Consider the following 18,416-nt stretch of genomic DNA (forward strand, 5'->3'; position numbering starts at 1 on the left):
CCGGGACAATGAGTGCCGTGACGACACCACCCCTCGACCGTTTTCCGGTAGTTCTGTTCGATCTGGACGGAACCATCACCGATTCCGCTCCCGGCATCCACGGCGGCTTCCGACATGCGTTGGCAACTGTCGGCCATCCGGAGCCGACGGAAGCGATGTTGGCATCGGTGATCGGCCCACCGATGGTCGACACCTTCAGGTCACTCGGTATGGCCCCGGCGGACGTGGACCGGGCGATCGCCGCGTACATCGAGCGCTATGACGCGACCGGGTGGCAGGAGAACTCGGTGTACGAGGGCATGGACGTCGTCCTGGGTAAGGCTCGCGCGAGCGGCACCCGACTGGCCGTCGCGACTTCGAAGTCGGAGCGGTTCGCCATTCGTATCCTCGAGCATTTCGGTCTGGCCGAGCACTTCGAGTTCATCGGCGGCGCAAGTGACGACGGAACTCGACGGGCGAAACCCGATGTGATCGCACACTCGCTGACCTCACTCGGGATCACACCCGTCCTCGCCGCCGACGGCGGAACCCCCGACGTGTTGATGATCGGCGATCGTGATCACGACGTCCTCGGCGCCGCGAAGTACGGCATCCCCACCGTCGTCGTCGAATGGGGCTACGGTTCCGCCGAGGAAGCGCGGCAAGCGTTTCGCTCCGTATCGTCGGCATCCGAACTGGGAGGACTTCTCGATGGCCGCCACTGAACCACTCCATGTGACGTTTGTGTGCACCGGCAATATCTGCCGGTCACCGATGGCCGAAAAGATCTTGCTCGCGCATCTGGGCCGCGAAGGCCTCGCCGACCGGGTCCGTGTCAGCAGCGCCGGTACCGAGGGCTTTCACACCGGCAGTGACGCCGACGAGCGGACCAACGTCGTGCTCCGAGCGGCCGGATATCCGACGGGCCACAGCGCCGCGCAGGTCAACGCAGATCATCTCGCAGCCGATCTCGTCGTCGCCCTCGACACGGGGCACGAACGTGAGCTTGCTCATCTCGGCGTGCCCACCGAGCGCCGGCGCCTACTGCGATCGTTCGACCCCGAGGCGGACGGAGAATCGGTTCCGGACCCGTACTACGGGGATCAGGAGGACTTCGAACTGGTTCGAGACCAGATCGAAGCGGCCATTCCCGACATACTCGACTGGATCCGCGAGCGAGCCTGAACCCGGAGCAAAATTCACTCCCGTTCGGGCAACGGATACCGTGGACGTGTGCGAAGACTGAAATTCCTGTTGCGGCCCGGTTGGTTGGTACTGGCAGCTGTGGTCGGGCTCTTCGCCTACCTGTGCTTCACCGTGCTCGCTCCGTGGCAACTCGGCAAGAACACGAAGACCGAGCATCGCAATGATCTGATCTCGAACTCGATCAACGCGGAGACCGTGCCGATCGGTGACGTCATCGCCGATTCGACGATCGCACCGGACGACGAATGGCGAAACATCACCGCGGCAGGTACCTATCTGCCCGACGCCGACATCCTCGTACGACTGCAGTCCATCGAGGGCGCACCGTCGTACGAGATCCTGACGCCTTTCCTTCTGGACGACGGCCGCACGATCCTCGTCAATCGCGGATACGTTCGGCCGATCAACGGCGCCGAGGCACCGCCCATCGCTGCTCCGCCGACCGAGCCGGTCACCCTCAACGGCCGCGTGCGCCTGTCGGAAGGCACTGCGCCCGGCCGAGTTCCGATGTTCGAGGACGGCGCCAAACAGGTCTACTCCATCGACGCACGACCGATCGGCGAGTTCATCGGAACGGACCTGATCGACGCGTACATCCAACTCGAACCCGACCAGCCCGGCGGCCTGGGGACGATCCCTCTCCCCCAGCTCGACGCGGGCCCGTACCTCTCGTACGGGTTCCAGTGGCTGGCGTTCGGCATCATGGCGCCGCTCGGACTGGCCTACTTCATTCGCGCGGAGTGGCGCGAACGTCGCAAGGAAAAGGCGGCTCAAGCAGCTGTCGACGGCTTCGCAGCGGACGACGCCGCGACCGAGAAGACTCCAGATGCGGCAGCGACCGCGCCTGCCGCACCCCCCGCCGAACCGGCTCGTACCTTCAGCCGTCGCAAGAAGCCGGAACCGGAATCAGTGCCCCTGACGGCGCAGGAAGCCAAACTTGCCGATCGATACGGCAATACCCGCTGACATACCCGCCGACACCACTGCCGCACTGATCTGCACCGCCGACGAGAGCCTCGACGCGCGGCGCAGATCGTTCGGCGTCGGCACGGGCCCGCGGCCGAGGACGGGACGCATCTCCACCCCGTGCGCGTACTCGGTCCGGCCGCCCAACGAAATGCCCAACGCCCCTGCCGCCGACGCTTCCGCGACGCCCGCATTGGGGCTTGGATGAGCCGCTGCGTCGCGTTTCCACGCTGCCAGTGATTCCTGAACCGAGCCGCCCACCACCGGTGCACACGCAGCCGTCAGCGCGCCGGTCAGCCGAGCCGGGATGATGTTGACCAGGTCGTCGAACCTCGCCGCAGCCCACCCGAATCTGAGGTATTTCTCGGAGCGATAGCCGATCATCGCGTCGAGTGTGTTGACCGCGCGGTAGGCGAACAGACCCGGCACACCCGCAACCGCACCCCAGAATACTGCGCCGACACTGGCGTCGGAGGTGTTCTCGGCGACCGACTCCAGCGCAGCTCGAGCGAGGCCCTCTTCGCCCAACACCGAGGGATCACGTCCACACAGTGAAGGAAGAAGCTCACGCGCTTTCGTCAGGTCGCCGTCGACCTGTGACGCCTCCAATCGAGCGGCCATGTCGATGCCGGTGCGTGCAAGCGACGTCCCGCCGAGCACGGCCCAGGTGGCTATCGCCGTCGTACCCGTGACGGCCATCCAACCGGCCCGGCGCGAGGCTGCTTCGGCTGCGAGGCCGAGCCCAGCGGCGCCGGCCACGAGCACGGCGACATGAAGCGCTCCGGCCGTCCGCGAATCTCGGTAGGACATCTTCTGCAGCGCGACAGCTGCGGTTCCGAAGCCGGCAACGGGATGGAACTGCCCCGGATCGGCGAATGCCCGATCCGCAACGTAGCCGAGGAGAAGCCCGGCGGCTCGCGCATTGAATCGAGATTGGGACGAACGAACCGAAATCTGCACGAGCGTAGTTGTAGCAGCGACGCTCGTTCTCTGGCCAACCGTCACGTGTCTGCCCGAGCTGAGCACTACCGGTCCCAGTCGATCGTCAGATAGATCAAGCGGTGCATTCGGTTGATTTCCCAGACACGGGCAATCCCGGTCGCCAGCGCGTCGCTTTGGGAACGAACCCGGATCGTCTGCCCCGCGAACAACGCAACACTGAGACTGGGCATCTCGGCGATGTGTATGTGCGGACGGGTGGGATGCACGCGCGTCGGGTCGACGGCTACTTCGATCACAGAACTGGACATGCGTCCAGAATGGCGTATTGCGGACAATTCGTTGTCGAAAACGAAAAACCCCGATCTGCATCGACATGCAGATCGGGGTTCAAATACTTCGGTGGGCGCGGAGGGTTTCGAACCCCCGACCGCTGGTGTGTAAAACCAGAGCTCTACCACTGAGCTACACGCCCGAACTCCCGGTGAGACCCTCACCGGGAGTGCTCTAAGACTCTAGCGCGGCAAGCGCGTTTGCCCAAAGTCCGTGGTCACGAGCTTCTCCGGGGCCGTTCATCTCGGCAAAACGAATGATTCCGTCTTTGTCGATGACGAAGGTGCCACGATTGGCGAAGCCCAACTTGTCGTTGAACACCTCGTACTTCTGAGCGACTTCACCGTGCGGCCAGAAGTCCGACAGCAAGGGAAATGTGTACCCCTGCTCGGCCGACCAGATTTTGTGCGTCGGCGAAGCACCGACAGAAATCGCGAGAATGGCAGTGTCGTCGTTCTCGAACTTCGGAAGCTCGTCACGGACCTTGCAGAGTTCCCCCTGACAAGTCCCGGTGAAGGCCAACGGATAGAAGACCAACAGAACATTCTTCTTACCGCGGAAATCTGCGAGCGAAACTTCCTGGTTGTTCTGATCCTTCAAGGTGAAATCCGGTGCCTGGGCACCAACTTCGAGAGGCATGTGCGATTCCTTGGGAAAGTGCGGAAAGGACCGGGTCAGCGCTTGTTGGCCGGACGAGCCTTCGGCTGAACCAGTCGACTTCCCGACCAGTCACCGAGGTTGGCTGCCGATGTCTGCGTCAGGCCGGCAGTCGGCGCCGATTCGGCGATCTCGCTGGGCTCGACATGTCCGTCGAGACCGGTCTTGGGAGTGAGAACCCACACGAAGCCTTCGTCGGCGAGGGGCCCGATGGCATCCATCAGGGCGTCCACCAGGTCACCGTCCTCGTCGCGCCACCACAGCAGCACGACGTCGATGACCTCGTCGGAATCCTCGTCGAGCATTTCCCCGCCGATGGTTTCCTCAACCGCGGCACGAATGCCGTCGTCGGTATCCTCATCCCAGCCCAGTTCCTGCACCACCATGTCAGTGGTAATCCCGAGTTTCTGAGCGTAGTTCTGGGCATCCGCCGCGGCGACCACGGTGGGGTCCTCCTTTTGTTGATGGTGTGTGGCGACCCCGCACACCTACCGTTTGACGATCAATTAGGGAAAGCGAACATGGTCTGAGGCGTTAGCGCAAGCCGACCACGCCGAAAACTTTCACCAAAGATCGTCTTCTGACACACGCCGAACCTTACGCCTGCGGATTACCGCAGGTCACAGGGATCCACATTCATCGAAGATCGACTTGCGAATCGAATTGCTCGCATCGCTGATCGAATTGATTTCATCCGCCGAATGATCACTCTCGATGACGACGGCAGATGAACGCAGGTTCGCGGCCAATTCGTCGAACAGTCCGGAAAGTTGCGCCGGAAGTTCACTCGAGACCGAGTCGAACCACGAGGCGGTATCGCGTGCCGACGAAGCAGCGGCGCCGGCTTCAGCCCTCAGATCCGTCTCACCGTGATTTCCGGCGTCGACGTAGGCATTGAACGCGACAACGTCGTCCTTCGATCGAGAGACCGCTTCCTCACAGATCGCGAAAGCCGCCTCCGCCGCATCTGCCGCCGCTTTCGACGAGGACGCCGCGGCCACCGAGACACTCACCTCGGATCGGTATGCAGCCACTTGCGCTTCATTGGGTACCGCCGATCCGGTCACCGCCGCCGAGCACCCCACGATCACTGACAGTCCCACTGCGATCGATCCGATCGAAACCCACGCCCCGACCCTGCCGTAATTGATTTCTTTGTTTATTTTTTCCCACCCCTTCATACGTTCCGATCGATCCCCCAAGCCTGTGACTACGGGGAACCATCACACCCCTGCGTCACGCCGAAAAACGCTACCCGAGAGTAACCAGAGGCGAGGTGTGCCGGACCGACCGGGATGGTGAAAGATGAGGTACGCGCCATATTCACGATGGAAGTGCGTCGGACCTAACAAGGCCTCGATCACCTATGTAAGGACGCCCCACCACGCGTCCCCAAACCAATGAGGAGCACACGTTGTCTGACCTGATCCAGGGTCCCGCGTCCGGGCAGAACGCCGATTCCGGCGCCGCCGGCGAGTCGGGTTCGCCCGCATCGAACACGCCGGGGGGAACCGACGGTCGCGTTCGCGTCATTCGCGAAGGTGTTGCGTCGTACCTGCCGGACATCGATCCGGACGAGACCACCGAATGGCTCGAATCATTCGACGGACTTCTGGATCGATCCGGACCCACGCGTGCCCGCTACCTCATGCTCCGCATGCTCGAACGCGCCGGTGAGAAGCACGTCGCACTCCCCGCGCTCACCTCGACCGACTACGTCAACACGATTCCGACCGAAAACGAGCCGTGGTTCCCCGGCGACGAAGAGGTCGAGCGCCGATACCGCGCCTGGATCCGTTGGAACGCCGCGATCATGGTCCACCGCGCCCAGCGACCGGGCGTCGGCGTCGGCGGTCACATCTCCACCTACGCATCCTCGGCAGCGTTGTACGAGGTCGGCTTCAACCACTTCTTCCGCGGCAAGGACCACCCGGGCGGAGGCGACCACATCTTCATCCAGGGTCACGCCTCCCCCGGCATCTACGCGCGCGCCTTCCTCGAGGGCCGCATCCCCGCGGAACAGCTCGACGGATTCCGCCAGGAGAAGTCGCACGCGGACTTCGGCGGCGCACTGCCGTCCTACCCGCACCCACGGCTGCTTCCCGACTTCTGGGAATTCCCGACGGTTTCGATGGGCCTCGGCCCGATGAACGCCATCTACCAGGCCCGGTTCAACCACTACCTCAACGACCGCGGCATCAAGGACACCACCGATCAGCATGTGTGGGCGTTCCTCGGCGACGGCGAAATGGACGAGCCCGAATCACGCGGCCTCGCTCACGTCGCGGCAACCGAAGGCCTCGACAACCTCACGTTCGTCGTGAACTGCAACCTCCAACGCCTCGACGGCCCGGTCCGCGGCAACGGAAAGATCATCCAGGAACTGGAATCGTTCTTCCGCGGTGCCGGCTGGAACGTCATCAAGGTCGTCTGGGGTCGCGAGTGGGATGCACTGCTGCATGCCGATCGCGACGGCGCACTGGTCAACCTGATGAACGTGACGCCGGACGGTGACTACCAGACGTACAAGGCCAACGACGGCGCGTTCGTACGCGATCACTTCTTCGGACGTGACCCCCGCACCAAGGAACTGGTCAAGGACCTCACCGACCAGGAAATCTGGAACCTCAAGCGTGGTGGCCACGACTACCGCAAGGTCCACGCCGCCTACGCAGCCGCCATGGCACACAAGGGCCAGCCGACGGTCATCCTCGCGCACACCATCAAGGGCTACACCCTCGGCAAGCACTTCGAGGGCCGTAACGCCACACACCAGATGAAGAAGCTGACGCTGGACGATCTCAAGGCATTCCGCGACATGCAGCACATCCCGATCTCGGACGCCGAGCTCGAGAAGGATCCGTACCTGCCTCCGTACTACCACCCGGGCGCGGACGCTCCCGAGATCAAGTACATGCTCGACCGTCGTAAAGCACTCGGCGGATTCCTGCCGTCCCGTAACACCGACGCTGCTCCGCTCAAGCTCCCCGAGGACAAGACGTACGACGTCATCCGCAAGGGTTCGGGCAAGCAGGAAGTCGCCACCACCATGGCGATCGTGCGCATCCTCAAGGAACTGTTGCGCGACAAGGAGATCGGCAAGCGAATCGTGCCGATCATCCCGGACGAGGCTCGCACCTTCGGTATGGACTCGTGGTTCCCGTCACTGAAGATCTACAACCGCAACGGACAGCTCTACACCTCCGTCGACGCCGAACTCATGCTCGCCTACAAGGAGAGCCCGATCGGCCAGATCCTGCACGAGGGCATCAACGAGGCAGGTTCGACGGCTTCGTTCACCGCAGTCGGCACGTCGTACGCCACCCACGGCGAACCGATGATTCCGCTGTACATCTTCTACTCGATGTTCGGTTTCCAGCGCACCGGCGACGGCCTGTGGGCGGCCGCCGACCAGATGGCTCGCGGATTCGTTCTCGGCGCGACCGCCGGTCGTACCACCCTGACCGGCGAAGGTCTCCAGCACGCCGACGGTCACTCGCTGCTGCTGGCATCGACCAACCCGGCCGCTGTCACGTACGACGCCGCGTTCTCGTACGAGTTGGCGCACATCGTCAAGGACGGCTTGCGCCGCATGTACGGCGGCACCGAGGGCGTCGACGGTTTCGGTGGCGAGAACATCTTCTACTACCTGACCATCTACAACGAGCCGTACGTTCAGCCGGCCGAGCCCGAAGGTCTCGACGTGGAGGGATTGCTCAAGGGCATCTACCTCTACAAGACGTCCGAAGCAACCGGCCCGAAGGCACAGATCCTCGTCTCCGGTGTCGCGATGCCCGAGGGGCTGCGGGCGCAGAAATTGCTCGCCGACGAATGGGGCGTCTCGGCCGACGTCTGGTCGGTCACGTCCTGGGGTGAGCTGCGCCGCGAAGGCGTCGAGTGCGAACGTCAGGCGCTGCTCAATCCGTCCGAGGATGCTCCCGTTCCCTTCGTCACCACGGCGTTGTCCTCGGCGCAGGGCCCTGTCGTCGCGGCTTCGGACTGGATGCGGGCGGTCTCGGATCAGATTCGTCAGTGGGTTCCCGGCGACTACACCACGCTCGGCACGGACGGGTTCGGATTCTCCGACACCCGCACTGCAGCGCGTCGCTACTTCAACGTCGATGCCGAGTCCATCGTCGTCGCGGTGCTCATCGGTTTGGCGAAGGAAGGATCGATCGAGCGGTCGAAGGCCGTCGAAGCAGCGAGCCGATACCGCATCGACGACGTGAATGCCGCTCCCGAGCAGACCGGGGACACCGGTAGCGCTTAAGTCGCAGCGCACCAGTCCGCGCGATCGAAAACAGACCTACGCCCATCGCCGCGGGTGTCATCTCGACATCCGCTGCGGCGATGGGCGTAGGTTTTTCTCATGCCCGAACCTGATCCCGAGAAACCCGAAGAGGGCGTACGCCGCACTCGACCACAGTCGTCCGGGTTGCAGGCTGTCCTCGCCCGCCGTCGTCAGGTTCGCGATCCGCTTCCCGAGGCCTTGCTCCGCCGCGTCAAACAGTTCTCCGGTCGGCTCTCCACCGAGGCCGTGACCGTGATGGAGGAGCAGCTTCCGTTCTTCGACAGTCTCGACGCTTCGCAACGTGCCGACGTTCAGCTCCTGGTTCAGACGTCGGTGGTGAATTTCCTCGAATGGCTGCGGCAACTCGACTCGGAGATCAGCTTCGGATACGAGTCTTTTCCGGTCATCCCTCAGGATCTTGCTCGACAGCTCACGCTGCGCCAGACCGTCGACATGGTCCGGGTGGCGATGGAGTTCTTCGAGAAGTGGCTACCGGCTCTCGCCCGCAACGATCAACAGCTGATCGCGCTGACAGAAGCCGTCCTGCGCTACGGGCGTGAACTGGGCTTCGCAGCGGCGACGGTGTACGCAAGCGCCGCCGAATCTCGTGGCGCGCTGGACACGCGGCTGGAAGCGCTCGTCGTCGACGCCGTCGTGCAAGGAGACACCGGATCGGACATGCTTTCCCGTGCCGCGACGTTGAACTGGGATGCGACGGCTCCGGCCACCGTCATCGTCGGGTCTCCCCCGCCGGACGAGCGCGTCTCGGTTGCCGGCACCGTCCACGCGACCGCCGCCGCGCACGGGCGCGCTGTTCTTGCCGTGGTGCAGGGTCCGCGACTGGTGATGATCGTCAGCGGCGAGCTGAGCAGCAAGACGGAGGGCAGCCAATTCCTTCAGGATCTGCTCATGAGTTTCGCCGACGAGCCGGTGGTGATCGGCCCGACCACGCCCTCGTTGAGCGCCGCGCACTTCAGTGCATCCGAAGCTCTGGCGGGAATCAAGGCCGTCGCCGGGTGGCGCGGCGCACCTCGTCCGGTTTTTGCGACTGAACTACTCCCCGAACGGGCACTACTGGGAGACGCCGCTGCCGTAAAGGCTCTCCGCGATTTCCTGGTCGCACCTTTAGCTGAATCCGGCACAGTCTTGACCGATACTTTAGACAGCTATCTCGACTGTGGAGGTGCGGTTGAGACTTGTGCACGCCTTCTGTTTGTTCATCCAAATACCGTTCGGTACCGCTTGAAGCGGATCGCCGAAGTTACCGGCCGGGATCCGACGAATCCACGCGACGCGTACGTACTACGAATCGCCGCTACCGTGGGCCGATTGACACAAATCGATCTCAAATCGAACAATTCGGTTACTTCAGTCACATCTTTAACATCCGGACAAACAAACCTGTAACCCCGGAGCGTCCAATTTCGATGGCCAAGCGCGACGTGGGATTTTGTAGGAACCCTACAAAACACTTCGCCAGAGTTCATCGCGACCGACATCTCGCAGGTCACTCGCGGCGGTGTTCTCTTAATAAGTGATTTCGTTGCTCGCCCCGGGACAGGGCTCTCAGACACCCGGCATGCTCAGCCCCTGGCTGGCACTGCCCGGAGCGCAAGACCGCCTCGAAGTGTGGTCGAAGGCAGCCGGCCTGGACCTCGTTCGACTCGGCACGACCGCGACTGCCGAAGAAATCACCGACACCTCGGTAACCCAGCCCCTCGTCGTTGCCGCTGCTCTGCTGGCATATGAGGAAATCGAATCACGTGGGCTCCTCGGCGCCGACGTCATCGCTGCCGGCCATTCGGTGGGTGAACTTGCCGCTGCTGCGGTCGCCGGTGTCATTTCCGCCGACGACGCCGTCGCGCTTGCCGCCCTCCGCGGCGCCGAGATGGCCAAGGCCTGTGCGCTAGAGCCCACCGGCATGTCAGCCGTTCTCGGTGGCGACGAAGCCGAAGTGCTCGCACGACTCGAAGAACTCGGATTGGAACCGGCCAACCGCAATGCGGCCGGCCAGATCGTGGCTGCCGGACTGCTCACCGCGCTCGAAGAACTCGCAGCAAACGCACCTGAGAAGGCCCGCGTCCGCGCACTGCCCGTCGCCGGCGCTTTCCACACCCGGTTCATGGCACCTGCCCAGGAAGCCGTCGCAGCTGCTGCCGCCAAGATCACCCCGTCCGATCCGACGCGCACGCTGCTTTCCAACTCCGACGGCGCACCCGTTTCCTCGGGCGCCGACGCCCTCACCAAACTTGCCGCGCAGGTAACCCGCCCCGTTCGTTGGGACCTCTGCTCCGCGTCGTTGCGGACAGCCGAAGTCACCGCGATCGTGGAACTCCCGCCGGCCGGAACCCTCGTCGGAATTGCCAAGCGCGAAATGCGTGGCACACCGACGGTGGCCCTCAAGAACCCGGAGGATATCTCCGCACTGTCCGAGCTGACCTAGCTCGGGCGCCCACCCGGCCGATCAGCCCGAACGGCGGCCGGACGTTTCACCCCACCTCAATCGATCAAGAAGGGAGCCACACCAGTGGCCCACACTCAGGAAGAAATCATCGCGGAACTCGGCCAGATCGTGGAGGAGGTCACCGGTATCGAGCCTTCCGAGGTCACCGTTGACAAGTCCTTCGTGGACGACCTCGATATCGACTCCCTGTCCATGGTCGAGATCGCTGTTCAGACCGAAGACAAGTACGGCGTGAAGGTCCCCGACGAGGATCTCGCAGGCCTGCGCACCGTCGGCGACATCGTCGCGTACATCCAGAAGCTCGAAGCCGAAGGCGCCGAAGCCAAGAACGCAGAGTGAGCCGACCGTGACTTCCGCTTCTACCCGCAAAGGGAAATTCCCCGACATCGTCGTCACGAGCCTCGCGACGTCGACCTCGGTGGCTGGTGATGTGGATGGCACGTGGAAGGCGCTACTCGCCGGCGAAAGCGGCATCGGAATCCTCGATGACCCGTTCATCGACGAGTTCGACCTTCCCATTCGCATCGGCGGGCACCTGAAGGTTTCACCGGACGAGGGCTTGTCCCGCGTCGAAATTCGACGGATGAGCTGGGTGGAACGCCTTGCCCTCACGTTGAGTCGCACGGTCTGGAGCAACGCCGGCAGCCCCGAAGTCGATCAGGACCGCCTCGCGGTTGTCATCGGCACCGGACTCGGCGGCGGCGACACGCTCATCGACGCCGTCGACAAGCTCCGTGGCGGCGGATACCGCAAGGTGTCCCCGTTCTCGGTGCAGATGGTCATGCCCAACGGACCAGCCGCAACGGTCGGGCTCGAACTCGGGGCCCGCGGTGGCGTCATCACCCCGGTTTCGGCATGTTCGTCGGGATCCGAGGCAATTGCTCACGCTCACCGCATGCTTGTCATGGGTGACGCGGACATGGTTGTGGCCGGTGGAGTCGAGAGCTTCATCGACGCGGTTCCGATCGCGAGCTTCGCCATGATGCGTGCGATGAGCACCAACAACGACAATCCGGCCGCAGCTTCACGTCCTTTCGACAAGGACCGCGACGGATTTGTCTTCGGCGAAGCCGGCGCACTGATGATCCTCGAAACCGAGGAACATGCAAAGGCACGCGGGGCAACGATTCACGCCCGCCTCCTCGGTTCCGGAATCACTTCGGACGGGTACCACATCGTGGCACCGCATCCGGAAGGCCTGGGCGCGGCGCGAGCCATGACCCGAGCAATCGAGATGGCCGGACTGACGAAGTCCGACATCAAGCACATCAACGCCCACGCCACTGCGACGCCGATCGGTGACATCGCAGAGGCAAAGGCAATCAACGCAGCGGTCGGCAATCACGCTGCGGTGTACGGCCCGAAATCCGCGCTGGGACACTCGATCGGCGCTGTCGGCGCCCTCGAATCAGTCCTGACGGTTCTGGCAGTGCGTGACGGGATCATCCCGCCCACGCTCAACGTTGACAGCCAGGATCCAGAAATCGATCTCGATGTCGTCAAGGGTGAACCCCGAACCGGCTCTTTCGATTTCGCACTGAACAACTCGTTCGGTTTCGGTGGGCACAATGTCGCGCTCGCCTTCGGTCGGGCCTAGCCCGAACCGCGGTTTGCACCTGTCCGCGGGTGTCGTTGCACCACAACGTCACCCGCGGACAACACCGACCTTTCGTTCCACCCAAGGCTCGTACTGAAGGAGGACGCGATGACCATCCTGGCCCCCGTGACAAAGTCCGAATCATCGACAGACCCGCGCGATCCTCTTGCGCGCCTGGAAAATCTGTTCGACCCCGGCACGACAGTGCCGCTCCACGCCCGCGACCAGTCCGGCGTGCTCGCTGCGTCCGGAAACATCGACGGCGTGCGCACCATCGCATACTGCTCCGACGCCACCGTCATGGGCGGCGCCATGGGCGTCGACGGTTGCAAACACCTCGTCAAAGCCATCGATACCGCCATCGAGGAAGAGTCCCCCATCGTGGGCCTCTGGCACTCCGGTGGCGCGCGTCTGGCTGAAGGCGTCGAAGCGCTCCACGCCGTCGGACTTGTCTTCGAGGCCATGGTCCGCGCGTCGGGTCTCATACCTCAAATTTCGGTCGTGCTCGGCTTTGCCGCCGGTGGAGCCGCGTACGGTCCAGCCCTCACCGATGTCGTGATCATGGCGCCGGAAGGCCGAGTGTTCGTCACCGGCCCAGACGTAGTTCGCAGTGTCACCGGCGAACAGGTAGACATGGTGTCACTCGGCGGCCCGGACACACACACCAAGAAGTCGGGTGTCGCGCACATCGCCGCACACGACGAGGCCGACGCATTGCACCGCGCGCGCCGCCTGGTCTCGATGATGTGCGAGCAGGGCGAATTCGATCAGCGGGCAGCGGAACTCGGCGACAGTGATCTGCGCGCCATGATGCCTGCATCCGCAAAACGTGCATACGACGTTCGTCCGATCGTTCACGAAATGCTCGACAACGTCGAAGGTGAGTCGAGTTTCGAAGAACTGCAAGGTAATTACGCCCGGAGCATCGTCACCGGTTTCGGTCGGATGGCCGGACGCACCGTTGGTGTCATCGCGAACAACCCACTCCGACTCGGCGGGTGCCTGAACTCCGAAAGCGCCGAGAAGGCCGCTCGATTCGTGCGACTGTGCAACGCATTCGGCGTGCCGCTCGTGGTCGTCGTCGATGTTCCCGGGTATCTGCCGGGCGTGTCGATGGAGTGGGAAGGTGTGGTTCGGCGCGGAGCGAAGTTGCTTCACGCCTTCGCCGAGGCAACTGTCCCCCGCGTCACCGTCGTTACTCGAAAGATCTACGGCGGCGCCTACATAGCAATGAACTCGCGAGCACTCGGTGCCACGGCCGTATTCGCTTGGCCCAACTCCGAAGTAGCCGTGATGGGCGCGAAGGCCGCGGTCGGCATCCTGCACAAGCGGGCTCTCGCTGCGGCACCGGACGACGAGCGTGAAGCATTGCACGACCGTCTCGCCGCCGAACACGAGGCGATCGCGGGCGGCGTAGACCGCGCGGTTGAAATCGGCGTCGTCGACGAGGAAATCGACCCGGCGAAGACTCGCAGCATCGTGACCGCTGCGCTCGCATCTGCACCATCTGTCCGCGCGCGGCACAAGAACATTCCGCTCTGACAACCCTTGACAGCAAGGTGGGCCTCGCCGATACGGCGGGGCCCACCTTTTGTCATTCAAGTCTTGGTCGTTCAACTCTGTGTCGTTCAACTCTGTGTCGTTCAAGCCGAAAGGTTCACTCCGGGTTCAGGATGGACCTGGATCAGCTGACACGCCTCCGCAGCCAGGTTACTTCTGCACCTTCGCCGGAACTCCGGAAGGGTTCGAGTTCTTCGTCCCACGGTGCGCCTATCGCCCGATCGATTTCCGCGGCGATGTCTCCTCCGGAATTCATGATGGACCGTAGCTTCATCTCCCCGACGACGACATCACCATTCGCACTGGTGGATCCGCGCCACAAGCCGAGACCGGGTACATGGCTGTACCGTTCGCCGTCGACGCCATGACTCGGGTCCTCGGTGACCTCGAACCGCAACATCGGCCAGGCGCGTAGCGAATCGACCAGGCGGGCACAGGTTCCGACGGGACCTGTCCAGTCCGTCGTCGCCCGGAGAAGCCCGTCGTAGGCGGGCTGTGAGGTCCATCTGAGCTTGGCAGGGCTGTCCAACGTGGCGGACAGAGCCCAATCCACGTGCGGGCACAGCGCCGCGGGCGACGAGTGGATGTACACCACACCAGTCGTCACGTCCGCGAATTGATTCATCTCGCGCACTCGAGCCTCCTGCTTCGACGAGGGACGTCTTCCCCAACGACCTCTGTCGAGTTCGTGCAGCACGCTCGATTGAACAGTGTGCCTTGTGTTACCCGTGTTGCGCCAGTGGAAGGAGAGAAATTTGTGCTCTATCGGGAAACTTCGCCGATCACACCATCGGACAATTCAGTCCACAAAGGCTTGGCCCAATCACCGAAATCACGATCGGTCAGCACGACGCACGCAGTGTGGATCGTGGGATCGACCCACAGGAACGTCCCCGACTGGCCGAAATGACCGAAGGTTGCAGCCGAGTTCTCGAGCCCCGTCCAGTGCGGACGCTTGTCGGCGCGGATTTCGAATCCGAGTCCCCAGTCGTTGGGGCGCTGAGAGCCGTAACCCGGAAGAATTCCGTTGAGCCCCGGGAACTGCACGGTTGTCGCCTCTGCGAACGTCTGCGTCGAGATCAGCGTCGGCGAGAGCAGTTCGGCCGCGAACTTGGCCAAGTCGTCTGCCGATGCCTGCGCACCGTGGCCGGCCGGACCGACAAGAGCCGCGCTGGTCATCCCCAACGGCGCGAACACCGCCTCGGCCAGGTAATCGGCAAACTCGATCTCGGTCTCCCGGGAAACCAACTCGGCAAGAACTTCGAAACCCGCACTCGAATAAATCCGCTTCGACGCCACCGGCGCCTGAACGACACGTTCGGCGAATGCCAACCCCGAGGCATGCGCGAGGAGGTGACGAACGGTCGACCCCTCGGGCCCGGCCGGCCCATCCAGCTCGACCGCCCCTTCCTCCACTGCCACGAGAATCGCGTAGGCGCACAACAGTTTTGTCACCGAAGCCAGGGGGAAAACGTGCGACTGGTCGCCGCTTAAACCACGAACGCGGTCGCCCTCTACCGGATTCTTCCCGGAGAGGACGACCGCTGCCGCGTTGTCGACCGGCCACTGCTGGATTACGTCGAGACTGTGAGTACTGGGCACCCGATCAGACTACTGGCACAAGAGTTGCGAGCTTCCGATCACCAGTCAGCTTCGGTGTAGCGGATGACGCCGCGGATGTTCTTGCCATCCAACATGTCCTGGTAGCCGTCGTTCACGCCTTCGAGCGTGTAGGTCCGAGTGACCATGTCGTCGAGGTTCAGCTTGCCCGCCTTGTACATCGCGAGAAGGTTCGGGACGTCCTGGCGAGCGTTGCCACCACCGAAGATGTTGCCCTGAAGATCCTTCTGAAGCATCGACATCAGGAACAGGTTCAGCTTCACATCCATGTCCGTCAGATGCCCCATTGCGGTGACAACACAACGGCCAGCCTTGGCCGTCAGAATCATCGCTTCTTCGACGTACTCACCCTTCATTTCGCCGACGGTGATGATCGTCTTCTGCGCCATGCGTCCATACGTAGCGTCGATGATCGGCTGAATGGCCGCGGCGGCGCTTTCGAAAGCATGCGTTGCACCGAACTTCAGAGCCTGCTCACGCTTCCACGGCACCGGGTCGATGGCAAAGATGTACCGAGCACCCGAGGCAACTGCACCCTGCAGGGCACTGATACCGACGCCGCCGACACCCATGATCACCACGTCTTCGCCCGGCTTCACATCGGCGATGTGGGTTGCCGATCCCCAACCGGTGGGAACACCGCAACCGACGAGTGCGGCAACCTCGAACGGGATGTCCTTGTCGATCTTCACCACTGACGACTGGTTCACGACCATGTAGGGCGAGAACGTCCCTAGCAGGCACATCGGGATCACGTTTTCGCCGCGAGCCTGGATCCGGTACGTGCCGTCGCTGATGGCCTGGCCGCTGAGGAGGCCCATCCCGAGGTCACACAGATTCTGATGTCCGGCCGAACACGCCGGACAGGTTCCACAAGCCGGAATGAAGGACAGAACGACGTGGTCGCCGACCTCCAGGCCCTTGACCTCCGGGCCGAGCTTGGTGATGACGCCCGAACCCTCGTGCCCGCCCATGACGGGGAACGACGGCATCGGAGTCGCGCCGGTGACGATGTGGTGATCGGAGTGGCACATTCCGGCCGCTTCCATGCGAATTTGAACTTCGCCGGCTACCGGTTCGCCGATCTCGATCTCCTCGACGGACCACTTTTCGTTGAGGCCCCACAGGATTGCACCCTTGGTCTTCACGTCACTTCACCCTTTCATTCGCACACCCGCATCTATCTCTGTGACCATAGCCACAAATCCGCGAAATTGGAACGTGTTCTAACGAAAGATTTTGCACTGCAGGTCAGACGTCCAAATGACCTGGCACAATCGGCGCGGCGAGCACGTAAATAACGACCCACTGAGTGGGACAACGGCACTGTCTCTCCCCGAAAGCACGGCACCTCCGAAAGCACGGCACCCCGGAAAGCACAGCCCCACTGAAAGCAATCCCCAACGAAGGCACGCTCCCTGGGCTCCGCCTCCAACAGATAAGTCGGACGCGGAGCCTGGCCGTGTTCTGTTGTGCCTGAGGTTCGTCCTCAGGTTGTGAAGGTGGTGTTCGCCGGCCGCGGGTGCCGCTGCGGGTCGATCGAGGGCGGTGGGATGAACCAGGGTTTGTTGTCGATGCCGATCCGGATTTCCCATTTTCCGACGAACCCCGTTTTTCGGTGCATCAACCGGTGATGTGAACGGCACAGCAGGACCAGGTTGTTCATCACCGTCGGGCCGCCGTTGGCCCAGTGCCGGATATGGTGCGCATCCGTCCACGCCGGCACACACGTACAGTCGGGGAACGCGCAGCCTTTGTCTCTCGCGATCAGCGCGACGCGTTGTTCGGCGGTGACCAATCGTTTCCCTGGTTTCGCATCGAGCGGCGCTCCGTGATCATCGAGCAGAACGGTTGACAGGAAGCAGTCGCACCCGAGAAGCCTGGTTTGCGAGATCGACAGTGGTCCGAGCCAGGGCATGTGGCCTACATCGAGATCCGACACAGACCCACCACCATCAGTGGGTGTCGCGGCGCAGTCCCGGTGCTCAGCCAGATCACGGGCATTGATGTGCACGTTCACGTGCGGCCGCTGACCACCGTCGGTGCCGGTCTTGGCGCAGTCCAGGTAGCGGCGGATCAGTTCGGTGAACCCGTCCGCGGTCCGCTTCGCCGCCGACCGGGCATCCGGGGTTCCATCGGGTGCCGGGGTGGGCATCGTCAGATTCGACAACGCCGACAGCAGCATTTCGCCGGTGAGGGCATCGAAATCCCCGCGCACCACCACTCGACCATTCAACGTCGACGCGATCCTCAACTCGTTGCGGTCGATATCTTCGGCGGGCGGAATTTCATCGGATTCGAAGATTCGCTCCAACGTCGCGATGACGTTCCGCACCTTCGTCGTCGTCGCCTCCACACCGGACGCGGCAGCCAACAACAAGTCGATGCACTTCGGTAGCGCTTCGTCCGGCATTCCCTTCGGTGGTGACTCGCAGAACGCCACGATCAACGCGGCGTGCTCGAACGAGCAATCCCCGCAATCGAACCGAGCCGCCACTGCCGGAAACGGCCGCAGCGCAGCACCCAACGCGGCGATCTTCTTCCCGTCCCGAACCTGCAGCATCGTGTTCGACGCCAACCACGCACCGACTCCGCGGCTGGCGATCACCTGATCATCGGGACGCACCGACAACTCGTCCACCACCGCCACCCGAACAGCCTCGAGACGCAGAATCTCCGCACTCGCCGACACCGCAGCAGCCCGCAACTCAGCAGCCGTCAACTGCCACAGACGTCCACGCAACCCCACCGCAGAACCAGCCACCACATCCGACAACAAGACACTCATTGAACCCCCCGATCCC

General features: G+C 63.0%; 18 protein-coding genes and 1 tRNA gene. 9 read left to right on the forward strand and 10 right to left on the reverse strand.

What is annotated here, in order from left to right; all coding sequences use genetic code 11:
- The first annotated feature begins 8 nt into the window (after positions 1 to 8).
- From G8767_RS14600 to G8767_RS14610, 3 genes are read left to right on the forward strand one after another with little or no spacing between them, the layout of a single operon-like run.
- A complete protein-coding gene (locus tag G8767_RS14600; protein WP_095969806.1) occupies positions 9 to 704 on the forward strand; it encodes an HAD hydrolase-like protein in 696 nt (231 codons plus the stop codon).
- Positions 691 to 1,164, forward strand: coding sequence for a low molecular weight protein-tyrosine-phosphatase (locus tag G8767_RS14605; RefSeq protein WP_166810549.1), 474 nt, complete (start codon positions 691 to 693; stop codon positions 1,162 to 1,164). Before G8767_RS14600 ends, G8767_RS14605 begins: the two co-directional genes overlap by 14 nt.
- Positions 1,165 to 1,212: 48 nt before the next feature.
- Positions 1,213 to 2,151: an SURF1 family protein gene (locus G8767_RS14610; RefSeq protein WP_095969804.1), complete on the forward strand. Its 939-nt coding sequence runs from the start codon at positions 1,213 to 1,215 to the stop codon at positions 2,149 to 2,151.
- Here G8767_RS14610 and G8767_RS14615 read toward each other — a convergent pair.
- From G8767_RS14615 to G8767_RS35820, 6 genes are all read right to left on the reverse strand, one after another.
- Positions 2,092 to 3,111, reverse strand: coding sequence for a cobalamin biosynthesis protein (locus tag G8767_RS14615; RefSeq protein WP_346842992.1), 1,020 nt, complete (start codon positions 3,109 to 3,111; stop codon positions 2,092 to 2,094). The genes G8767_RS14610 and G8767_RS14615 overlap by 60 nt on opposite strands.
- 65 nt (positions 3,112 to 3,176) lie before the next feature.
- Positions 3,177 to 3,401: a hypothetical protein gene (locus tag G8767_RS14620; RefSeq protein ID WP_081558012.1), complete on the reverse strand. Its 225-nt coding sequence runs from the start codon at positions 3,399 to 3,401 to the stop codon at positions 3,177 to 3,179.
- Between the two features lie 92 nt (positions 3,402 to 3,493).
- Positions 3,494 to 3,565, reverse strand: a tRNA-Val gene (locus tag G8767_RS14625).
- A gap of 32 nt (positions 3,566 to 3,597) precedes the next feature.
- Positions 3,598 to 4,062, reverse strand: a complete 465-nt coding sequence (locus G8767_RS14630) for a peroxiredoxin (protein ID WP_003941619.1) — start codon at positions 4,060 to 4,062, stop codon at positions 3,598 to 3,600.
- Between the two features lie 35 nt (positions 4,063 to 4,097).
- Positions 4,098 to 4,523: a DUF3052 domain-containing protein gene (locus G8767_RS14635; protein WP_003941575.1), complete on the reverse strand. Its 426-nt coding sequence runs from the start codon at positions 4,521 to 4,523 to the stop codon at positions 4,098 to 4,100.
- Between the two features lie 177 nt (positions 4,524 to 4,700).
- Positions 4,701 to 5,114 (reverse strand): hypothetical protein, encoded by a 414-nt coding sequence (locus tag G8767_RS35820; protein ID WP_240952289.1) that lies wholly within the window; start codon positions 5,112 to 5,114, stop codon positions 4,701 to 4,703.
- Between the two features lie 380 nt (positions 5,115 to 5,494).
- On the opposite strand from G8767_RS35820, the gene aceE reads away from it, so the two are divergent.
- The 6 genes from aceE (at position 5,495) to G8767_RS14675 (ending at position 13,974) form a co-directional block, all read left to right on the forward strand.
- Positions 5,495 to 8,350, forward strand: a complete 2,856-nt coding sequence (gene aceE / locus G8767_RS14650) for a pyruvate dehydrogenase (acetyl-transferring), homodimeric type (protein WP_095969802.1) — start codon at positions 5,495 to 5,497, stop codon at positions 8,348 to 8,350.
- A 99-nt stretch (positions 8,351 to 8,449) separates the two neighbouring features.
- Entirely contained in the window at positions 8,450 to 9,778 is a 1,329-nt protein-coding gene (locus tag G8767_RS14655; protein ID WP_003941635.1) for a helix-turn-helix domain-containing protein, read from the forward strand.
- 127 nt (positions 9,779 to 9,905) lie between these two features.
- A complete protein-coding gene (locus G8767_RS14660) occupies positions 9,906 to 10,814 on the forward strand; it encodes an ACP S-malonyltransferase (protein WP_166810550.1) in 909 nt (302 codons plus the stop codon).
- A gap of 84 nt (positions 10,815 to 10,898) precedes the next feature.
- Positions 10,899 to 11,174: a meromycolate extension acyl carrier protein AcpM gene (acpM, locus tag G8767_RS14665; protein WP_003941649.1), complete on the forward strand. Its 276-nt coding sequence runs from the start codon at positions 10,899 to 10,901 to the stop codon at positions 11,172 to 11,174.
- Positions 11,175 to 11,181: 7 nt separating this feature from the next.
- A complete protein-coding gene (locus G8767_RS14670) occupies positions 11,182 to 12,432 on the forward strand; it encodes a KasA/KasB family beta-ketoacyl-ACP synthase (RefSeq protein WP_003941591.1) in 1,251 nt (416 codons plus the stop codon).
- Between the two features lie 108 nt (positions 12,433 to 12,540).
- A complete protein-coding gene (locus tag G8767_RS14675) occupies positions 12,541 to 13,974 on the forward strand; it encodes a carboxyl transferase domain-containing protein (RefSeq protein WP_166810551.1) in 1,434 nt (477 codons plus the stop codon).
- A 142-nt stretch (positions 13,975 to 14,116) separates the two neighbouring features.
- On the opposite strand, the gene G8767_RS14680 is transcribed toward G8767_RS14675, so the two are convergent.
- From G8767_RS14680 to G8767_RS14695, 4 genes are all read right to left on the reverse strand, one after another.
- Positions 14,117 to 14,626 (reverse strand): DUF3145 domain-containing protein, encoded by a 510-nt coding sequence (locus tag G8767_RS14680; RefSeq protein ID WP_003941617.1) that lies wholly within the window; start codon positions 14,624 to 14,626, stop codon positions 14,117 to 14,119.
- 128 nt (positions 14,627 to 14,754) lie between these two features.
- The gene (locus G8767_RS14685; protein ID WP_166810552.1) at positions 14,755 to 15,594 is read right to left on the reverse strand and encodes a serine hydrolase domain-containing protein; all 840 of its coding nucleotides are present in this window, start codon (positions 15,592 to 15,594) and stop codon (positions 14,755 to 14,757) included.
- Positions 15,595 to 15,632: 38 nt separating this feature from the next.
- The gene (locus tag G8767_RS14690) at positions 15,633 to 16,760 is read right to left on the reverse strand and encodes an NDMA-dependent alcohol dehydrogenase (RefSeq protein WP_019748970.1); all 1,128 of its coding nucleotides are present in this window, start codon (positions 16,758 to 16,760) and stop codon (positions 15,633 to 15,635) included.
- Between the two features lie 341 nt (positions 16,761 to 17,101).
- Positions 17,102 to 18,400 carry an HNH endonuclease signature motif containing protein gene (locus G8767_RS14695; RefSeq protein ID WP_166810553.1) on the reverse strand — a complete coding sequence of 433 codons (1,299 nt, stop codon included), beginning with the start codon at positions 18,398 to 18,400 and terminating at the stop codon, positions 17,102 to 17,104.
- Positions 18,401 to 18,416 lie beyond the last annotated feature (16 nt).

It is taken from the genome of Rhodococcus sp. IC4_135, from assembly GCF_011602025.1.
In the GTDB taxonomy this organism is placed as follows: domain Bacteria; phylum Actinomycetota; class Actinomycetes; order Mycobacteriales; family Mycobacteriaceae; genus Rhodococcus_F; species Rhodococcus_F baikonurensis.

Excerpts from the sequence above, each read along its gene's own strand:
- G8767_RS14655 (WP_003941635.1), top strand. The coding sequence starts at position 8,450 with ATGCCCGAACCTGATCCCGAGAAACCCGAAGAGGGCGTACGCCGCACT.
- G8767_RS14600 (WP_095969806.1), top strand. The coding sequence starts at position 9 with ATGAGTGCCGTGACGACACCACCCCTCGACCGTTTTCCGGTAGTTCTG.
- G8767_RS14695 (WP_166810553.1), bottom strand. The coding sequence starts at position 18,400 with ATGAGTGTCTTGTTGTCGGATGTGGTGGCTGGTTCTGCGGTGGGGTTG.
- G8767_RS14630 (WP_003941619.1), bottom strand. The coding sequence starts at position 4,062 with ATGCCTCTCGAAGTTGGTGCCCAGGCACCGGATTTCACCTTGAAGGAT.
- G8767_RS14675 (WP_166810551.1), top strand. The coding sequence starts at position 12,541 with ATGACCATCCTGGCCCCCGTGACAAAGTCCGAATCATCGACAGACCCG.
- G8767_RS14605 (WP_166810549.1), top strand. The coding sequence starts at position 691 with ATGGCCGCCACTGAACCACTCCATGTGACGTTTGTGTGCACCGGCAAT.
- G8767_RS14620 (WP_081558012.1), bottom strand. The coding sequence starts at position 3,401 with ATGTCCAGTTCTGTGATCGAAGTAGCCGTCGACCCGACGCGCGTGCAT.